At 46.5% G+C, this 16,489-nt stretch carries 19 protein-coding genes; 5 read left to right on the top strand and 14 right to left on the bottom strand.

Features of this window, described 5'->3' with window-relative positions; translation table 11 throughout:
* Position 1: 1 nt before the first annotated feature.
* From DFP83_RS03505 to DFP83_RS03530, 6 genes are read right to left on the bottom strand one after another with little or no spacing between them, the layout of a single operon-like run.
* On the bottom strand, positions 2-739 hold the full coding sequence (locus DFP83_RS03505) for a DUF1365 domain-containing protein (protein WP_110573215.1): 738 nt from the start codon (positions 737-739) through the stop codon (positions 2-4).
* On the bottom strand, positions 732-2,006 hold the full coding sequence (locus DFP83_RS03510) for an NAD(P)/FAD-dependent oxidoreductase (RefSeq protein ID WP_110573217.1): 1,275 nt from the start codon (positions 2,004-2,006) through the stop codon (positions 732-734). Before DFP83_RS03510 ends, DFP83_RS03505 begins: the two co-directional genes overlap by 8 nt.
* Positions 2,003-2,731 (bottom strand): SDR family NAD(P)-dependent oxidoreductase, encoded by a 729-nt coding sequence (locus DFP83_RS03515; RefSeq protein ID WP_110573219.1) that lies wholly within the window; start codon positions 2,729-2,731, stop codon positions 2,003-2,005. The genes DFP83_RS03510 and DFP83_RS03515 overlap by 4 nt, the downstream gene beginning before the upstream one ends.
* A complete protein-coding gene (locus DFP83_RS03520) occupies positions 2,728-3,162 on the bottom strand; it encodes a nuclear transport factor 2 family protein (protein WP_110573222.1) in 435 nt (144 codons plus the stop codon). The genes DFP83_RS03515 and DFP83_RS03520 overlap by 4 nt, the downstream gene beginning before the upstream one ends.
* Positions 3,155-4,561, bottom strand: a complete 1,407-nt coding sequence (locus tag DFP83_RS03525; protein ID WP_110573224.1) for a cryptochrome/photolyase family protein — start codon at positions 4,559-4,561, stop codon at positions 3,155-3,157. Before DFP83_RS03525 ends, DFP83_RS03520 begins: the two co-directional genes overlap by 8 nt.
* Before the next feature lie 2 nt (positions 4,562-4,563).
* A complete protein-coding gene (locus tag DFP83_RS03530) occupies positions 4,564-5,499 on the bottom strand; it encodes a YbgA family protein (protein ID WP_110573226.1) in 936 nt (311 codons plus the stop codon).
* Between the two features lie 181 nt (positions 5,500-5,680).
* Between DFP83_RS03530 and DFP83_RS03535 the strand changes: the two genes are divergently transcribed.
* From DFP83_RS03535 to DFP83_RS03545, 3 genes are all read left to right on the top strand, one after another.
* Positions 5,681-6,259, top strand: a complete 579-nt coding sequence (locus DFP83_RS03535; protein ID WP_110573228.1) for an LON peptidase substrate-binding domain-containing protein — start codon at positions 5,681-5,683, stop codon at positions 6,257-6,259.
* A gap of 81 nt (positions 6,260-6,340) precedes the next feature.
* Positions 6,341-6,961 carry a sigma-70 family RNA polymerase sigma factor gene (locus DFP83_RS03540; RefSeq protein ID WP_110573230.1) on the top strand — a complete coding sequence of 207 codons (621 nt, stop codon included), beginning with the start codon at positions 6,341-6,343 and terminating at the stop codon, positions 6,959-6,961.
* Positions 6,954-7,634, top strand: a complete 681-nt coding sequence (locus tag DFP83_RS03545; RefSeq protein ID WP_110573232.1) for a ChrR family anti-sigma-E factor — start codon at positions 6,954-6,956, stop codon at positions 7,632-7,634. Before DFP83_RS03540 ends, DFP83_RS03545 begins: the two co-directional genes overlap by 8 nt.
* A gap of 34 nt (positions 7,635-7,668) precedes the next feature.
* On the opposite strand, the gene DFP83_RS03550 is transcribed toward DFP83_RS03545, so the two are convergent.
* The 7 genes from DFP83_RS03550 to thrS form a co-directional block, all read right to left on the bottom strand.
* Positions 7,669-7,965, bottom strand: a complete 297-nt coding sequence (locus DFP83_RS03550; RefSeq protein ID WP_110573234.1) for an integration host factor subunit alpha — start codon at positions 7,963-7,965, stop codon at positions 7,669-7,671.
* 3 nt (positions 7,966-7,968) lie between these two features.
* Positions 7,969-10,353: a phenylalanine--tRNA ligase subunit beta gene (gene pheT / locus DFP83_RS03555; protein ID WP_110573236.1), complete on the bottom strand. Its 2,385-nt coding sequence runs from the start codon at positions 10,351-10,353 to the stop codon at positions 7,969-7,971.
* A gap of 13 nt (positions 10,354-10,366) precedes the next feature.
* A complete protein-coding gene (gene pheS / locus DFP83_RS03560) occupies positions 10,367-11,347 on the bottom strand; it encodes a phenylalanine--tRNA ligase subunit alpha (protein WP_110573238.1) in 981 nt (326 codons plus the stop codon).
* 126 nt (positions 11,348-11,473) lie between these two features.
* Positions 11,474-11,827 (bottom strand): 50S ribosomal protein L20, encoded by a 354-nt coding sequence (gene rplT / locus DFP83_RS03565; RefSeq protein ID WP_006955397.1) that lies wholly within the window; start codon positions 11,825-11,827, stop codon positions 11,474-11,476.
* 14 nt (positions 11,828-11,841) lie between these two features.
* Positions 11,842-12,039, bottom strand: a complete 198-nt coding sequence (rpmI, locus tag DFP83_RS03570; RefSeq protein ID WP_006955398.1) for a 50S ribosomal protein L35 — start codon at positions 12,037-12,039, stop codon at positions 11,842-11,844.
* 77 nt (positions 12,040-12,116) lie between these two features.
* Positions 12,117-12,659 (bottom strand): translation initiation factor IF-3, encoded by a 543-nt coding sequence (infC, locus tag DFP83_RS03575; RefSeq protein WP_110573240.1) that lies wholly within the window; start codon positions 12,657-12,659, stop codon positions 12,117-12,119.
* A 20-nt stretch (positions 12,660-12,679) separates the two neighbouring features.
* Complete coding sequence (gene thrS, locus DFP83_RS03580; RefSeq protein WP_110573242.1) at positions 12,680-14,596, bottom strand: threonine--tRNA ligase; 1,917 nt, start codon at positions 14,594-14,596, stop codon at positions 12,680-12,682.
* A 151-nt stretch (positions 14,597-14,747) separates the two neighbouring features.
* Here thrS and DFP83_RS03585 point away from each other — a divergent pair, with 151 nt between their 5' ends.
* Together DFP83_RS03585 and DFP83_RS03590 are read left to right on the top strand one after the other, a co-directional pair.
* Positions 14,748-15,632, top strand: a complete 885-nt coding sequence (locus DFP83_RS03585; RefSeq protein ID WP_110573244.1) for a DMT family transporter — start codon at positions 14,748-14,750, stop codon at positions 15,630-15,632.
* 35 nt (positions 15,633-15,667) lie between these two features.
* Positions 15,668-15,877: a CPXCG motif-containing cysteine-rich protein gene (locus tag DFP83_RS03590; protein ID WP_110573246.1), complete on the top strand. Its 210-nt coding sequence runs from the start codon at positions 15,668-15,670 to the stop codon at positions 15,875-15,877.
* Here the strand turns inward: DFP83_RS03590 and DFP83_RS03595 are convergent.
* Positions 15,871-16,482: a riboflavin synthase subunit alpha gene (locus DFP83_RS03595; protein ID WP_110573248.1), complete on the bottom strand. Its 612-nt coding sequence runs from the start codon at positions 16,480-16,482 to the stop codon at positions 15,871-15,873. The genes DFP83_RS03590 and DFP83_RS03595 overlap by 7 nt on opposite strands.
* Positions 16,483-16,489: the final 7 nt, after the last annotated feature.

A 16,489-nucleotide genomic window follows, 5' to 3' on the forward strand; every position in this document is an offset into this window, starting at 1 on the left:
CTTATCTGGTCTTACTTTTTTTTGTTTTAGGATGGTCATAAATCGGAATACGTTTTGCGAAAAGCTTTAACGCCTGCCAATAAATTCCACCCATTATTCGTAGCGCCATAAACGGCATTTTCTTCATTACGTGTTTTATCGATGTACGGTTTAATTCACTTCTAGACAACTTCATCCCGGCAATGAACTCAGCCTTTTCACGACAGGCTTTTATGGTCACTGACAAGTCATTAGTTGGCGGTTCAATATACCACCGATAACGCATATCCATAGGATTAAATGGTGAGACATGAAAAGCTTTAGCGTGCTCGGGCACCGCGTCAGCTAGATCGATTAAATAGTAATGACGTTCGAGCCAAGGCGTATTGCTCACTTCAGCGAGCACGTGGGTAAACTGCTCGCCTTGTTGCAAAAAGTAGAGGTTAAGTGGCGAAAAATAGATACCAAATGTACGTAAATTACCGACAAACCAAACGCGCCCCGTTAGCGCACGCGGGTTTAACTGGTTCATTTTTTCGAGCACAGCGGTTTTAAGATCGCCTGTCGAACCTCTCAGGTAATCATTACGTCTAAACCACAACGGCGCAAAGCCGCGGGTACTGAGCCAACGGCTTTGCTGATGGATTTCATCTAACTCGTCCAGACACAGACACCATTGCATAAAGCGGTAATTAAACTGATGGTGTTTCGGGGTTCTGCGTTCATGAAATACATCCCCCCAATAGATACCACTATCCATTATCTATCTCTAGCTCCGGAGCAATCAAATTAACCACATCAATGGCGCTATGCACTCCGTCTTCATGAAAGCCGCTATACCAATAGGCACCACAAAAATACGTGTTGTTAACCCCATTGATTCGGTCTCTGTCCTTGCGCGCTGCCATCGAGGTAGTGCTGTATTGAGGGTGCGCATAGAATAACTTCTTAATGACTTTATCTGGGTCTATCGCCTCACTATTATTTAAGGTAACCAGATAGTGCGAATGTGTCTTAAGCCCCTGCAAGATATTCATACTGTAGGTCACTGAACTGGGCTCACGCTGAGCGGTTTCCCCGACGCGTAAGCGATAGTTCCAACTAGCCCACGCCGCTTTGCGTAACGGTAACAAGGCACGATCCGTGTGTAGCACCACTTCATTAAGTTTGTATGGGATACTACCCAAGATTTGCTTCTCGTCGTCGCTGGCATCAGCCAGCAATGCCAACGTTTGATCACTATGGCACGCAAACACCACCCGATCGAATGCTTCCGTATGACCGTCAGCAAAGGTTAATGATGCGCCCTCTTCAGTGCGATGGACTGCAGTAATGTCTTGGGATAGACGAATACGATCACTAAATTTTGCCGTAAGTTTTGGAATGTAGGCACTCGATCCACCTTCAATGGTATGCCACTGTGGTCGGTTAGTGATATCGAGCAAGCCGTGGTTCAAAAAGAACCTCAAAAAGAAGCCAAGCGGAAACTGATATGCGTCTTTAATACTTGATGACCAAATCGCTGAAATCATTGGCAACAAATAGTAGTCTGCCACTTGCTCATCTAAATCCAGCGACTCAATAAATTCACCCAGAGTAATGTGGTCATTGTCATCGTTTTCGTGTGCCGCTTTCTTTGCAGCCTCATTAAAAGCCACGATCCCTTTCAACAGTCGATAGAACTTAGGTCGAAACAGATTACGTTTCTGTGCAAACAACGTCAGTAACGTATGGCCGTTATACTCGAGCCCAGTCTCTGGGTCTTGCACACTAAAACTCATCTCGGTGTCACGCCATGCGACCCCAACCTCTGTCATCAGGCGTTTAAAGCGCGGATACGTTCTATCGTTAAATACGATGAACCCAGTATCAACACCGACAGTACCGGTTTTATCGTCGACTTTAACGGTGTTGGTATGCCCGCCAATATAATCGTTTTTTTCAAACACGGTGACTTCATGGTGATCAGTTAAGTAATATGCCGTCGTCAAACCCGCAATACCACTACCTACAACTGCTATTTTCATTCATTTCCCTTCGACATACGTTTACTGATCGCCACTTGCCATGCTTGAGGCAAAATCGACATCGTTTTTAACATCAGCGTGAAAATGGTAGGAAAACCGATATCACGTTTGTTTTTCTCAATCCCCTTGCGGATACGCTGCGACGCATAGTCAACGGAGACACGCATGGGCATCTCAAAATCGTTCGCATCGGTCATCGGTGTTTTTACAAAGCCCGGTGAAATCGACAGTACCCGAATACCCTTGGGTGCGAGGTCAACTTCGAGTGATCGAGTGATATAATGGATAGCTGCCTTTGAGCCGCCATAAGCCTGAGCACGGGTGAACGGCAACAAACGCGCCAGACTGCCCACTAAAACTAACTTCGAGCCCGGCTGCAAGGTACGCAGTAAACCTTGAACGCAGTTCATCGTGCCTTGCACGTTAACTGTAAACACGCGCTCAAATAGCTGCGCGTCGAACGAATCAATATCTAAATACTCGCAAACGCCTGCACTGAGAATGGCGACATCAATTTGGTTAATTGAACCGAGTAACTCAATGGTTTTTTCCCTGTCGACTGTATCGAATTGCAATGTTTCGACGTAGTCGGGAAACTCATCGGCCAATTTCTTGAGCGCTTCGGCATTACGCCCGCAGGCGATAACGTGATGCCCTTCACACGCGTAATCTGCAACCAGCTGTTGACCGATGCCACTTGTGGCACCGGTGATTAAGATCTTCATGATGACACCAATCGTTGTTTAATTTTATCGATTACATACCCTACGAGAGGTACATGTTCGTACAACATCGCCCCGAGATCGTAGTGGTCCTCTTGCAGCCGGATCTGACCGTCGTCAAAACGAACATGAGACACACCTGGTAAGACGATTTCTCGCCCATTGGCGAGCTTCGGATGTGAGAAACGCATTTGCCAACTTAAATATGCTTGCTCTTCACCAACGACCTCATCTTCAAATGTGAAGTGGCAATATTCAACATTTTCCATGGTGTGTTCGAAGTACTTACGCAAGTCCTCGAGGCCTACAACTTGGTGGATCGGATCATTAAAAGCCACCTCATCATGATAAATTAAATCGAGTTCATTGAGTTGATCAGTTGAAAATTCCTCGTAAAAATTTTTGAGCTTTTCCACTAATGCTTTGTTATCCATTTTTCACCTGCTTAAACGTCGATAAAAATCGCTCACGTGCCTCGCTATGGTCCACTATCGGAGACACGTACCCCGTTTTACGCTGTTTTAAATACGAATGCGGCCAATGAATATGTTTACTTGGTACATCCGCTAGCTCTTTAACCCAAGTACGAATGTAGGTTCCGTCGGGATCAAACTTCTCACTTTGTCGAACAGGGTTAAAAACACGGAAATACGGGACGGCATCGGTGCCTACAGACGCACTCCATTGCCAGCCCCCATTATTAGCAGGGAAACTACCGTCGATAAGGTTCTGCATAAAATACTGCTCACCCTTGCGCCAATCGATCAATAAGTCTTTGACCAGAAAATTAGCAACAATCATGCGCAGGCGGTTATGCATCCAGCCGGTTTCATTGAGTTGACGCATACCCGCATCAACGATAGGAAAGCCTGTACGCCCTTCACACCAAGCTTGAAAGTCGTCTTCAGCCTCACGCCATGGAAGACCTTGCGTTTCGGTCTGGTAGTTTTCACCCCTGCTCAGGCGTGGCTCATGGAACATCAGATGCTGGTAAAATTCTCGCCAAGCCACTTCGGTTAACCAGGTATCAGCGCCCGGTTCAAGCCCGTAAGGAAACTCAGGTGATAATGAAGTCAACGCCCGTGCCACCGTTTTAGGAGCAATCGCACCCATCTCAAAATATGCGGACATCATTGAGGTTCCGTCCACTGAAGGCTGATCGCGTTTTGCCTTATAATCAGCTACTTGGTGTTCGATAAATTGACCCAACTTACCCATGATCGCCTGCCGCCCAACGGGATACGCCTGACTGTCTTTACGTTCTAACGGACACGGAGGTATTTCTGTCGCCGTATCGACAGTGTCAGCAACCGTCCACTGCGATGTCGCCCAATCATCTCGTTTGTTCACTTCCGTGCGCCAGGCACGATTAAACGGGGTAAATACCTTATAGTAGCCGCCTTGCTTGGTTTTTACGTGCGCAGGCGCCACCAATAGGTTGCCGTCAAATAAACTCAACTCAATATCGCGTTGTTGAAAGCATGCCTGCGCTTGCTTATCCCTGTTCACCTCATCCAATGGGTACTCGCGATTGGCATAAACACGAGTGACGCCGTGTTGCTCGCAAAAGTCAGCTATCCTGGCACCACTTTGATTAAAGCGGTCGATGACAAATACCGAAAAACCTATTCCCTTCTCTGCAAGCTCATCTTTGAACTCGGCTAAATGCCGCCACCACAGATCCACTTTTATTGGTGCCCAATCATGAGCTACCCAGGTCTCTTGCGGTACTAAAAATATGCCATATACCTTATCGTGATTTTCACACGCGGCATCCAGAGCGGGATTATCCACTGTTCTCAAATCACTTCTAAACCAAACCACTGCCGCCATAACTACAACCCATATCTTAGTTTTAAATCTTCAGGGTATGGCGTGACATACCACTGTTCTGCCAAATAATCGCTAGGAAATTCACGTAGATAGTGTCTAATCAATGTCAGCGGCGCCATGAGCGGGAGCGTGCCATCGTGGTAGTCCAAAATTAATTGGCTTAACTCCTGCTTTTGTTCCTTGTCCAAGTACTGTTTAAAATAGCCCTGAATATGCTGCAATACATTGGTGTGGTTACGTCGTGAGGCAGGCTTACTAAGTGCTCTCATCACCTGCAGGATGTAGCGTTGACAAAACGCCTCATCGACCGACTTAGCCTCGCCCACTTCACGACCGATTGCGCGATACTCGGCTTGGTTATGCGCCATCAAAATCAATTTAGCTTGTGTATGAAACTTTAACAGTGCTGCCTTACTCATTGGCTGAGGAAGCGCTTTCCATCGGCCGTATAAAAAGACTCGTAAGATGAAGTTTTCGCGTAAATGAGGGTCATTTAATCGACCATCCTCTTCCAACGGTAGTGCGGGTTCTAGCTGATGCAGACGTTCAGCAAATAACCCCATTGCCTCTTTGCGCGCGCTACCCGTTTTGGGATCATACAACTTGACCCGCTCCATCCCACAGCTTGGCGACTTTGCGCACAGCACATAGCCGGATAAATCCTTTAATTTGGGTTTCACTTTATCCGCAAACCCTCGCAATGATTCAGTGACGTCCTCTCCCGTTTTTGGGATGACTGCGCGTATTTGCTCGTTCTGGTACTCAAGCCGGATCGTCGGTCGCGGCACAGGTAGACCAATGCCGACTTCTGGACAAAATTTTACGAACTCGACATGTTTAGCCAGCTCAATTTCACAAAAAGGTGAGCGCTTGTGACCACCATCAAAACGCACTTCATCACCTAGTAAACAGGCGCTTATTCCAACTTTAAGGCGCATCAAAACTCCATTAGTTTACATACGTTTAATACATTCTATATATTGTTGCATCTGTGTTGACAACTACCATAACGGACTTAAAGCAAAAAAGGTTTGATTAAGTTGTACAAATTTAGATCCAAGCAGAATAGACATGCGTAAAGCATCTTAAATAAACCAATATTCAGGATTGTTGTATCTTATGGACAATGTGCAGCGTTTACCTCTCTTTCCATTGACGGCTCATGTGATGCCGAATGGGAAGCTTAAATTACGGATTTTTGAACAACGCTACACAAGGTTGGTGAAACAGTGCATGGCAAACCAGAGCGAGTTTGTCGTATGCATGTTTGACCCTGGCATTGATAAATATGACCCTGACTACATTCTGCCCTACGGTACAGCTGTAAACATCGTTGACTTTGAAATGCTTAACGATGGCTTTCTTGGCATTACCGTTGAAGGCGCTCGGCGTGTTGAAATAACCCATCATGAATTTGAAGAAGACGGTTTGCGAGTCGGGGATGTGGAAACCTTGCCGCTGTGGCAACAACAGCCCATTACTGAAAAAGTAACCGTCTTACGAGAACGATTGGAAGAAATTTATACGGTGTATCCTGAGCTGGGTGATTTATACAATGAAAAGGCGTTTGACCGCCTCGACTGGGTTTGTCAGCGCTGGTTAGAAATCCTTCCCCTTGACGTTCATACCAAACAAGATTTAATTAAATCTCAATCAAGTGATCAAGTTGCTGATTATCTGCTAAACTTAGTTACGTAATTTTTTTGAGATAAACTGATCCAAAATTAAACTTGTTCTCGTAGTTAGATATACGAACTAACAACAATAGCAGGTCTAGTTATGCAAACGGTGACATCTCATACTTCACAACGGGGAGTTATGACCACATCCCAGCAGGACACTGCAGAAAAGGCTGCCCAACTTCTAGCACAAATTGCAGAGTCACGTAGCCGTCAAGCGTTCAGCGAATTGTTTTCGCATTTTGCGCCCAAGCTCCAAGCTTACGGAACGCGCCAGTTTGGTAATGAGCAAACCGCAATGGATTTGGTGCAAGAAACCATGACTAACGTCTGGCATAAAGCCCATCTATTCAAGGCGGATAAGGGCTCTCCTTCTACTTGGATTTTCACCATCGCACGTAATATTCGTTTCGATTTATTAAGAAAGAATAAAAAGCGTAAAGATGATATAAGTGCAGACGAGCTTTGGCCGATTTTGGCCGAACAAAACGATAACTTGGACGATGATTATGCATTGGACCAAGATATTCTGTTACAAGAAATTTCTCACTACTATGGCCAGTTGCCAGACGCGCAACGAATCGTAGTAGAAAAAATTTATGTCGAGGGTAAGTCGCAACAGGAAGTTTCAGACTCGCTCGGAATTCCATTGGGCACGGTTAAGTCTCGTACGCGCCTTGCATTAAAAAAATTGAAAGAGTTAATAGTTGAGCATGATTAAGTCACATCCTTCTGAGGCAATTCTGTATCAGTACGCTTCAGGCGACCTTAGTGCATCAATGACGTTAGTTGTTGGAACACATATTGATATGTGCTCTATCTGCAAACAAACGGTTTGTGAGATAGAGGAAGAATTGTGTAAGAAGCATTTAGATAGCATCGTTGAGACGATATGTGCACCCGATAAGGGGTCCATGTCAAAGTCTCAGTGCGATCAAATGTTAGAGGCGATTTTTAACTCGCAAGTGAAACCAGCAGTGCAGCGAGAAGATTTAATCAGCCTCGAGGGTCGTCGCTTTAACCTACCCACTACCTTGGCGCACAACGCGCACCGTATTGGTGAATGGACACATTTAGTGGGTAAATTATGGCGCGCACCTGTTAACTTGTCAGATGATGGACAAACTAACTTAATCTATATGGAGCCAGGTGCACAAGTACCTGAGCACAGCCATAAAGGGCAGGAAGCCACACTGGTCATTGATGGTGTGTTCAACGATGAACACGATGCTTATTATGACGGTGATTTCATTTTGTTGGATGCGGATCGTAAGCATACGCCCCGCACCGCAACAGAGGATTGCTTAACACTAGCAACGTTAGACGCACCGTTATTTTTTACATCAGGCATTAGTCGTCTGTTAAACCCATTCAGTAGCTTGTTTTTTCGCTAAAAAGCGCTAATAACAAGTAACAAAAAAGCCCGAGCTATTGCTCGGGCTTTGTGTTTTCTACACGGCTTTTAAACTTTTGTCCTGGCTTAAAACTCACCACTCGGCGAGCAGAAATAGGAATGTCCTCACCGGTTTTAGGATTGCGACCCGGGCGCTGATTTTTGGTCCGGAGTTCGAAGTTACCAAATCCTGATAACTTCACCATTTCCCCCGACTCTAAAACAGAACGTACTTCTTCAAAAAACGCTTCAACCAAGTCTTTAGCGTCTTGCTTACTTACTCCGTACTTGTCAAAAAGTACCTCAGCGAGTTCTGCTTTAGTCAGCGCCATATACTAATCCCTCAAGGTTGCATCAAACTCCGACTGTAACGTCGATACGAGCCTTTCCATAATGCCGTTAATTTCGGTTTCTTCAAGTGTCTTTTCATTATCTTGAAGCGTAACAGAAAGAGCTAAACTGCGTTTACCTTCTGGCAAATTTTCGCCTTGGTAAACATCAAATAAGTTTAGGTCAATCAATTGATTAACGCCAATATTCTTCAGCGTAGTTAATACCTCACCCGCCGCAATCCGCTCATCTAAAACAATCGCTAAGTCACGACGAATACTTGGGAACCTTGATATTGGTTGCGCGGTAGGAATACTGCGCTGATTAATCGCATCAAGCTCCAACTCAAATACAAACGCCCGTTGGTTTAAGCCAAATGCTTTTTCAAATTGCGGGTGTAACGCCCCAATAAAACCGATACAACGCTCACCACGATAGATTGCAGCCGATTGCCCTGGATGCAGCGCCGTGTGTTCACTCGCTACAAAGCGAATGTCATCCACACCCGACTTTTTCAATAAGGCTTCTACATCACCCTTTACGTCGTAGAAATCAACATTACGATCATCGATAGACCAGTGTTCACCAAAAGCTTTACCTGAGCGCACGCCGGCAAACATTGGCTGTTGATTAACCCCGTTTTCAGCCTGCTCGTCAGGAACGAAGCGGAGTCCGGTCTCAACAAAGGCAAGCACCGATTGTTGACGCTTTTGATTATGCGCTAACGCATTCAGCAACCCTGGCCATAGACTCAGGCGCATAGACGACATCTCTACTGAGATCGGGTGTGGTAACGTCAACGAAGCACTGTCATCAAATAACGCTGCTTGGTGTTTTGGATCCACGAAGCTGTAAGTAATGGCTTCTTGATAGCCGCGTTCGATCATGGCGTCCACTAAACGATGCGTGCTGATTAATGCTTCCTGTTGCGGACGCATACGCAATTGTGCCGCGGGCGCCGCCGCTTGAATGTTGTTGTAGCCGTAAACCCGAGCGACCTCCTCAATGAGATCCTCTTCTATCGCAATATCAAAACGATAAGTCGGCACCTGAACCTGCCACTGCCCCTCGCCTACTTGCACTGCAAAACCCAACCGTTTAAGGATTTCAGTCACACGGTCGGTTTCGATATCAATACCTAACACGCTCGATAAACGTGCTGCACGCAAGGTGACATCAGCGGGTTTAGGTAGATGCTCATCTGACTTAGCTTCTACAATAGGACCAGCCTCACCACCACAAATTTCAACCAATAGCTGGGTAGCGCGCTCCATAGCTTGGCGCTGCAATTCAGGATCAACACCGCGTTCATAACGGTGAGAAGCATCTGTATGCAAACCAAAGCGACGCGCTTTACCTAAAATGGCGTCAGGCGCAAAGAACGCGCTTTCGAGGAAAATATGTTGGCTGCCCTCGGTAACACCACTGTCGAGACCACCATAAACGCCTGCCATAGCCAATGCCTGTTTGTCGTCGGCAATAACTAACACGTCGTCATCGAGTTTAACTTCTTGCTCATCGAGTAAAGTTAAGCGCTCACCTTTGTTGGCATAGCGCACATGAATGTCGCCCTGAACACGATCGAGGTCAAACGCGTGCATCGGGTGACCGAGCTCCAACAATACGTAGTTGGTGATATCAACCACAGGATCAATGCTACGAATACCACTGCGACGTAATTTCTCGCTCATCCATAAGGGCGTCTGCTGTTTAACATCGACATTTTTTACTACGCGTCCCAAGTAACGAGGACATCCATTAGGCGCATCAAGGTGAATCGCCCTAGTGTCTTCAAGGGTGGCTGCAACCGTCTCAAATGTCGGCTCTGTCACATCGATGTTATTCAGTACACCGACCTCCCGTGCGATACCACGAATACTTAAACAGTCACCACGATTCGGTGTTAAATCGATATCAATACTCAGGTCATCAAGCCCAAGGTAATCACGGTAATCTTTGCCGATCGGCGCGTCTGAAGGCAGTTCGATAATCCCATCATGATCATCAATTAGGCCAAGTTCTTTAAATGAACACAGCATGCCGTGTGAAGGATGCCCGCGCAGTTTTGCTTTTTTGATCTTGAAATCACCAGGCAATACCGCACCCACTTTAGCAACCACCACCATTAAATCTTTACGACAGTTCGGCGCGCCACATACGATATCAAGCAATTCACCATCGCCGACATCAACTTTAGTGACCTGAAGCTTGTCTGCATCGGGGTGTGGACCACATTCCACTACTTTGCCAACAACGACCGTGTGGAAGTCGGCGGCGACAGGCTCTAAACCATCGACCTCAAGACCAGCCATGCTGAGCTGTTCACTCAACGCTTCACTCGAAATGTCTGGGTTGACCCAAGTTCTTAGCCAATTTTCGCTAAATTTCATGTTCGCCGCCCTCTTAATTAAACTGTTTTAGGAATCGCAGATCGTTCTCGAAGAACGCACGCAGATCAGTGACGCCGTAGCGCAACATTGTCAATCGTTCAACACCCATGCCAAAAGCAAATCCTGTGTATTGTTCAGGATCAATACCGACTGCCCGTAACACATTAGGGTGAACCATGCCGCAACCCAATACTTCTAACCACTTACCATCTTTGCCCATCACATCGACCTCAGCAGAAGGCTCTGTAAATGGGAAATAAGAAGGACGGAAACGAACTGTTAAAGACTCCTCAAAAAAGTGATTCAGGAAGTCTTCTAAAATACCTTTCAACTGTGTAAAGCTGACATCTTTATCCACCATCAAGCCTTCGACCTGATGGAACATCGGGGTGTGAGTTTGATCATAATCGTTACGATACACGCGACCAGGTGAAATAATTCGTAACGGAGGTTGCTCTGCTTCCATAGTGCGGATTTGCACACCCGAAGTTTGCGTTCTTAGCATCGTTGAGGGAGTAAAGTAGAACGTATCGTGGTCTGCGCGTGCAGGATGGTTCGCTGGAATGTTCAACGCATCAAAGTTATGAAAGCCGTCTTCAACTTCAGGACCTTGCTTTACACTAAAGCCCAAGTCGCCGAAGAAAGCTTCGATGCGGCGAATGGTTTGTGTCACTGGGTGTACGCCACCCACTTGGCTAGCGCGGCCTGGCAACGTTACATCAATGCGCTCTGCATCGAGTTTAGCCTCAAGCTCTGCTGCTTTTAGGATCTCTTTGCGTGCATTAATATCACTTTGAACCTGTTGCTTCGCTTGGTTAATTTTTTGCCCAGCTTCGCGACGTTCAGAAGGGTCCAATTGACCAAGGCCTTTAAGCAGCTCGGTTAAGCGACCTTTTTTGCCCATATATTCAACACGCACTTCATCCAGTGCTTGTGGCGAATCAGCTTCAGCAATAGCTTGCTGCGCCTGTTCAACGATTTGTTCTAACTGCATTCGTTCCCTCAACCTATCATGCAAATTACGAAAGCTCTATTCTAACGAAAAAGCCATAAAAAAGGGAGCCGAATTGGCTCCCTTTTAAATCTGTTTATCGGTTTTTGGCAAAGCCTTTATTGCCGATTACAGTGCACCTTTCGCCTTTTCTACCAAGGCTGCAAAACCACTTTGGTCATGAACAGCGATGTCGGCAAGGATTTTGCGATCGATTTCTACCGATGCTTTTTTAAGACCGTTGATAAAGCGGCTGTAAGACAAACCGTTTTGACGCGCTGCCGCATTGATACGAACAATCCATAATTGACGGAATTGACGTTTCTTGTTGCGACGGTCACGGTAAGCGTATTGACCTGCTTTAGTAACTGCCTGTACCGCAACGCGATATACGCGACTACGAGCACCATAATAACCTTTCGCCTGCTTTAGGACTTTCTTGTGACGCGCACGCGCGATCACACCACGTTTAACTCGTGCCATTTGCTAATCCCTCCTTACGCGTATGGTAACATACGATCGACTAATTTGACGTCGGCCTCGTGGACCATGCTCTTCGCGCGAAGCTGACGCTTACGCTTAGGTGTCTTCTTAGTCAGAATGTGACGCAAGTGAGATTGCTTGCACTTGTAACCGCCTGAAGCAGTCTTTTTAAAGCGCTTTGACGCGCCCTTGTTTGATTTCATTTTTGGCATGAAATAAAACTCCGCATTGTTGATTAAAAGTGTGACAGGGTGAGTGCAACCTAAGCTGCACTACTTGTGTACCACAATCACTTCTTAGCCGGTGCCAGAACCATAATCATCTGGCGACCTTCGGCCCTTCTAGGGAACGACTCAACAGTTGAGATTTCATCTAAATCGTCTTTAACACGATTCAATAACTCAATACCCAACTCTTGGTGTGCCATTTCCCGGCCACGGAAACGGATAGTGACTTTAGTTTTGTCACCTCCCTCGAGGAAACGACGCAGGTTGCGCAGTTTTACCTGGTAGTCGCCCTCATCTGTGCCAGGTCGGAACTTAACTTCCTTAACCTGAATCTGTTTCTGCTTTTTCTTCTGCTCTTTCTGGTCTTTACTCTTTTCGTAGAGAAACTTACCGTAATCCATAAGGCGGCAGACAGGTGGCTCAGCATTTGGACTCATTTCGACCAAATCAACACCAGCATCGACTGCTGCTTCAAGAGCTTCATTGATACTTACAATACCGATCTGTTCACCTTCCGTGCCAATTAAGCGAACTTCATTAACACGAATTTCGTCATTGATACGATTTTTGTCAGCGCTTTTCTGAGTTCTTTTTCCGCCTTTAATGGTTTATTCCTCCAAACTAATTAATTAATTTTGCGTGTTCGTACTTCGTTTTCTAACTGCTCAACAAATTGTTCAAGCGGGAACTTGCCTAAGTCTTCACCGCTACGGGTACGAACCGCAACCTCGCCAGCCTCGACTTCTTTGTCGCCGACAACCAGCAAATATGGAACACGTTTTAATGTGTGTTCTCGGATTTTAAAGCCTATCTTCTCATTTCTCAAGTCGGCTGATGCACGAATTCCCTTTTCATTGAGGGATTTCACGACTTTATTCACATAATCGCGTTGATTATCGGTAATATTCATCAACACAACTTGCGTTGGTGCCAGCCACAACGGGAAGTTACCCGCGTACTCTTCAATGAGAATACCCATGAAGCGTTCTAATGAACCAAGAATCGCTCGGTGGATCATTACCGGTGTGTGGCGTTCGTTATCTTCACCCACGTAAGTCGCGTTTAAACGACCCGGTAACGCGAAATCTAACTGTATTGTACCACATTGCCACGCACGACCTAAGCAATCGAACAAAGTAAATTCAATTTTAGGACCATAGAACGCTCCCTCACCAGGTAAATAGGTGAAGTCGATGTTGTGCGCTTTCAAGGCATCAGCGAGTGCTTTTTCACTGCGATCCCAAGTCGCATCATCACCAAGACGTTTCTCCGGGCGGGTTGACAGCTTCACATCGATCTTATCGAAACCGAACGTTTCATATGTTTCGTAGACCATTTTAATACATGCTGCGACTTCTTCTTGTACCTGATCTTCAGTACAAAAAACGTGCGCATCGTCTTGTGTGAAGCCGCGTACACGCATCAATCCGTGTAACGCACCTGAAGGTTCATTACGGTGACATGAACCAAACTCTGCCATACGCAGCGGTAAATCGCGGTAGGATTTAAGCCCTTGGTTAAAGATCTGCACATGACCTGGGCAGTTCATTGGCTTAACCGCATATTCACGATTTTCAGACGAGGTGGTAAACATCAGGTCTGAGAATTTCTCCCAGTGTCCAGATTTTTCCCACAGCACCCGGTCCATCATCATTGGACCTTTAACTTCCTGATACTGATACTGGCGCAGTTTTTCACGCACGAAGTCTTCGAGTTCGCGGAAAATCGTCCAACCATTGTGGTGCCAGAAAACCATGCCCGGCGCTTCTTCCTGCCAGTGGAATAAATCTTGTGCTTTACCGATCTTACGGTGATCACGCTTTTCGGCTTCTTCTAACCGTTGCAGGTACGCTTTGAGCTGCTTTTTATCTGCCCAGGCGGTGCCATAAATACGCTGCAACATCTTATTATCAGAGTTACCGCGCCAGTACGCCCCCGCCATTTTCATCACTTTAAAGTGTTGGCAAAACTTCATGTTGGGTACATGCGGACCACGACACATATCAATATATTCTTCGTGGTGATAAAGACCGGGTGTCGCATCGGTCGGAATATCTTCGTCGAGGATCTCGACTTTGTATGGTTCGTGGCGCTCTACAAAGGTTTCACGCGCTGCTTGCCAACTGACTTTCTTTTTAATGACTTGATACTCAGTTTTAGCAAGCTCTTTCATGCGTTGCTCAAGCTTATCAAGGTCATCTTGTGTTAGCGTGTGATCAACGTCAACATCATAATAAAAGCCGTTATCGATGACTGGGCCAATCGCCATTTTGGCATCAGGCCACAACTGCTTGAACGCATGACCTAATAAATGAGCACATGAGTGACGAATAATGTGCACACCGTCATCATCTTTCGGTGTCACGATCTCAATACGTGCATCGTGTTCAATCATTTCACAGGCGTCGACGAGCTCGCCGTCGATGCGCCCTGCTACGGTCGCTTTAGCTAGACCCGCGCCAATATCTTGCGCCACATCCATAATGGATACAGGTTGATCAAATTCGCGTTGACTACCGTCAGGGAGAGTGATTACAGGCATGAAACTTCCTTTCTACAGTGGTGACACCTACCAAGTGCCACATGCGCTAACATCGATTCTTTGTCGAACCATACGAAATTGTTTACGTTCGGTACCATCGAACGTAAACGCACACTATAATGCAGGCTTTTTGTTAGAGCAAGGATAACACATGGATCTGGCGAATGTTTGGGGGCAGTTAGCGGCTTTAACGGCCGCGGCTTTTTGGGCAGTGGCGTCGATACTTTATCATCGTGCCGGCGCCCACTTCTCAGCATTACAAATGAACCTCATCAAAGGAGCGATTGCCAGCCCGTTGTTATTTGCCATGAGCGCCCTCGTGGGCGCCCCGCTCGGGTTTAGCTCAGGTCTGTGGCTACTTGCTCTGAGTGGAGTCATTGGTATTACCGTAGGTGATAGTTGTCACTTTGCCGCGCTAAGGCGTCTTGGTCCATGGCATGCGATGCTGCTCGAGTATCTGGCACCTCCGTTGGCGGCATTGATGGCTTGGCTGTTTTTAAATGATGGACTTTCTGGGATAGAGATTATCGGAGCCATGATTACGCTCCTCGGCGTGCTACTTGTGGTTACAGAGCGCACTCCGACACAACAGCCATCACTTTCTTTCAGCGGTGTATTGTTCGGTTGCGGGGCTGCTTTATGTCAAGCGACAGGCCTCGTGATGGCGTTCTCTGTCTTACAAACAGATGCGCTCGATCCCATTAATGCGGCATTTATTCGTCTCGCCGCTGGCTCTATTTTACTGGCAATCATTGTTGGCTTATCACAACGTCACGCGTTTCAAGCCCTTTTTCGCCAATGCCGAGCCATCAACCCCATGCCGCTGCTTGGCGCCATCTTTTTTGGAACTTTTTTAGCTATTTGGTTACAGCAGCTATCTATCGCGCATATCAATCCAGGCTTAACACAGACACTGCTATCAACCGCACCGCTCTTTTTAATTCCAATTTCTTTACTGAAAAAACAAACGATTACCCTGCGGTCGGTCAGCGGAGCGCTGGTCTCATTAGGGGGTATTGCAATTTTATTTCTATAATAAAAGGAAGTTAAGCGGGCCAAAAGGTAATTGTTATGCACGAAGAAGACCTGACCCATGCAATCGTCCGTTGTCCCCATTGCGGGCATACAACGCAACTGGGTGTCGATACCAGTAACGGTGATCAAGACTACCAAGAAGAATGTTCAGCCTGTGGTGATCTTATTCATATCCAACTCACCGTCGACCCCATTCACTCGCAAACACGATTGAAGGTCGACGGCAATGACGAACAGTTCTATTGACCGCGTGCCGCGAGCACGCGCTCCACGGTCGTGACGGTTGTGATCGTTTGTTGGTCCATTTCGATATTGACTTTATCGCCAGGCTTAAGTGCAGCCAAGTTAGTCAAGCGCAATGTCTCGGGTATCAGATGTAAGCTGAATTGATTGCCATCGACCTGCCCGACCGTCAAGCTCGCCCCGTTAACTGCAATAAATCCCTTTGCGAATAAATACGCGACCTGTGCTTGTGGTAATGCTAACCACGCAGACCAATTATTTTCACTGACTTCAATATCAACGATCGATGCCGTGCAATGGATATGTCCTGACACGTAGTGTCCGCCAATTTCATCCCCGATCCGCAACGAGCGTTCAAAGTTTACCTCCGAGCCAACCACTAACTCGCCTAAATTGGTTAACCGTAATGTTTCATCGATGACATCAAATGAAACCTGTGTCTCATCAAAGTGAACCACTGTTAAGCAAACACCGTTTATCGCTATACTAGCACCCAGTTGAACGCCAGAGAGATGACGCGGCTCGACTTCGATAGTCAAGTGGCGAAACTCGCCTTTATCGGTCAGCGATACTACTTTGGCTTTGGTTTGAACAATACCCGTGAACATGTAATCT

The organism is Idiomarina fontislapidosi, from assembly GCF_003226255.1.
GTDB lineage: Bacteria > Pseudomonadota > Gammaproteobacteria > Enterobacterales > Alteromonadaceae > Idiomarina > Idiomarina fontislapidosi.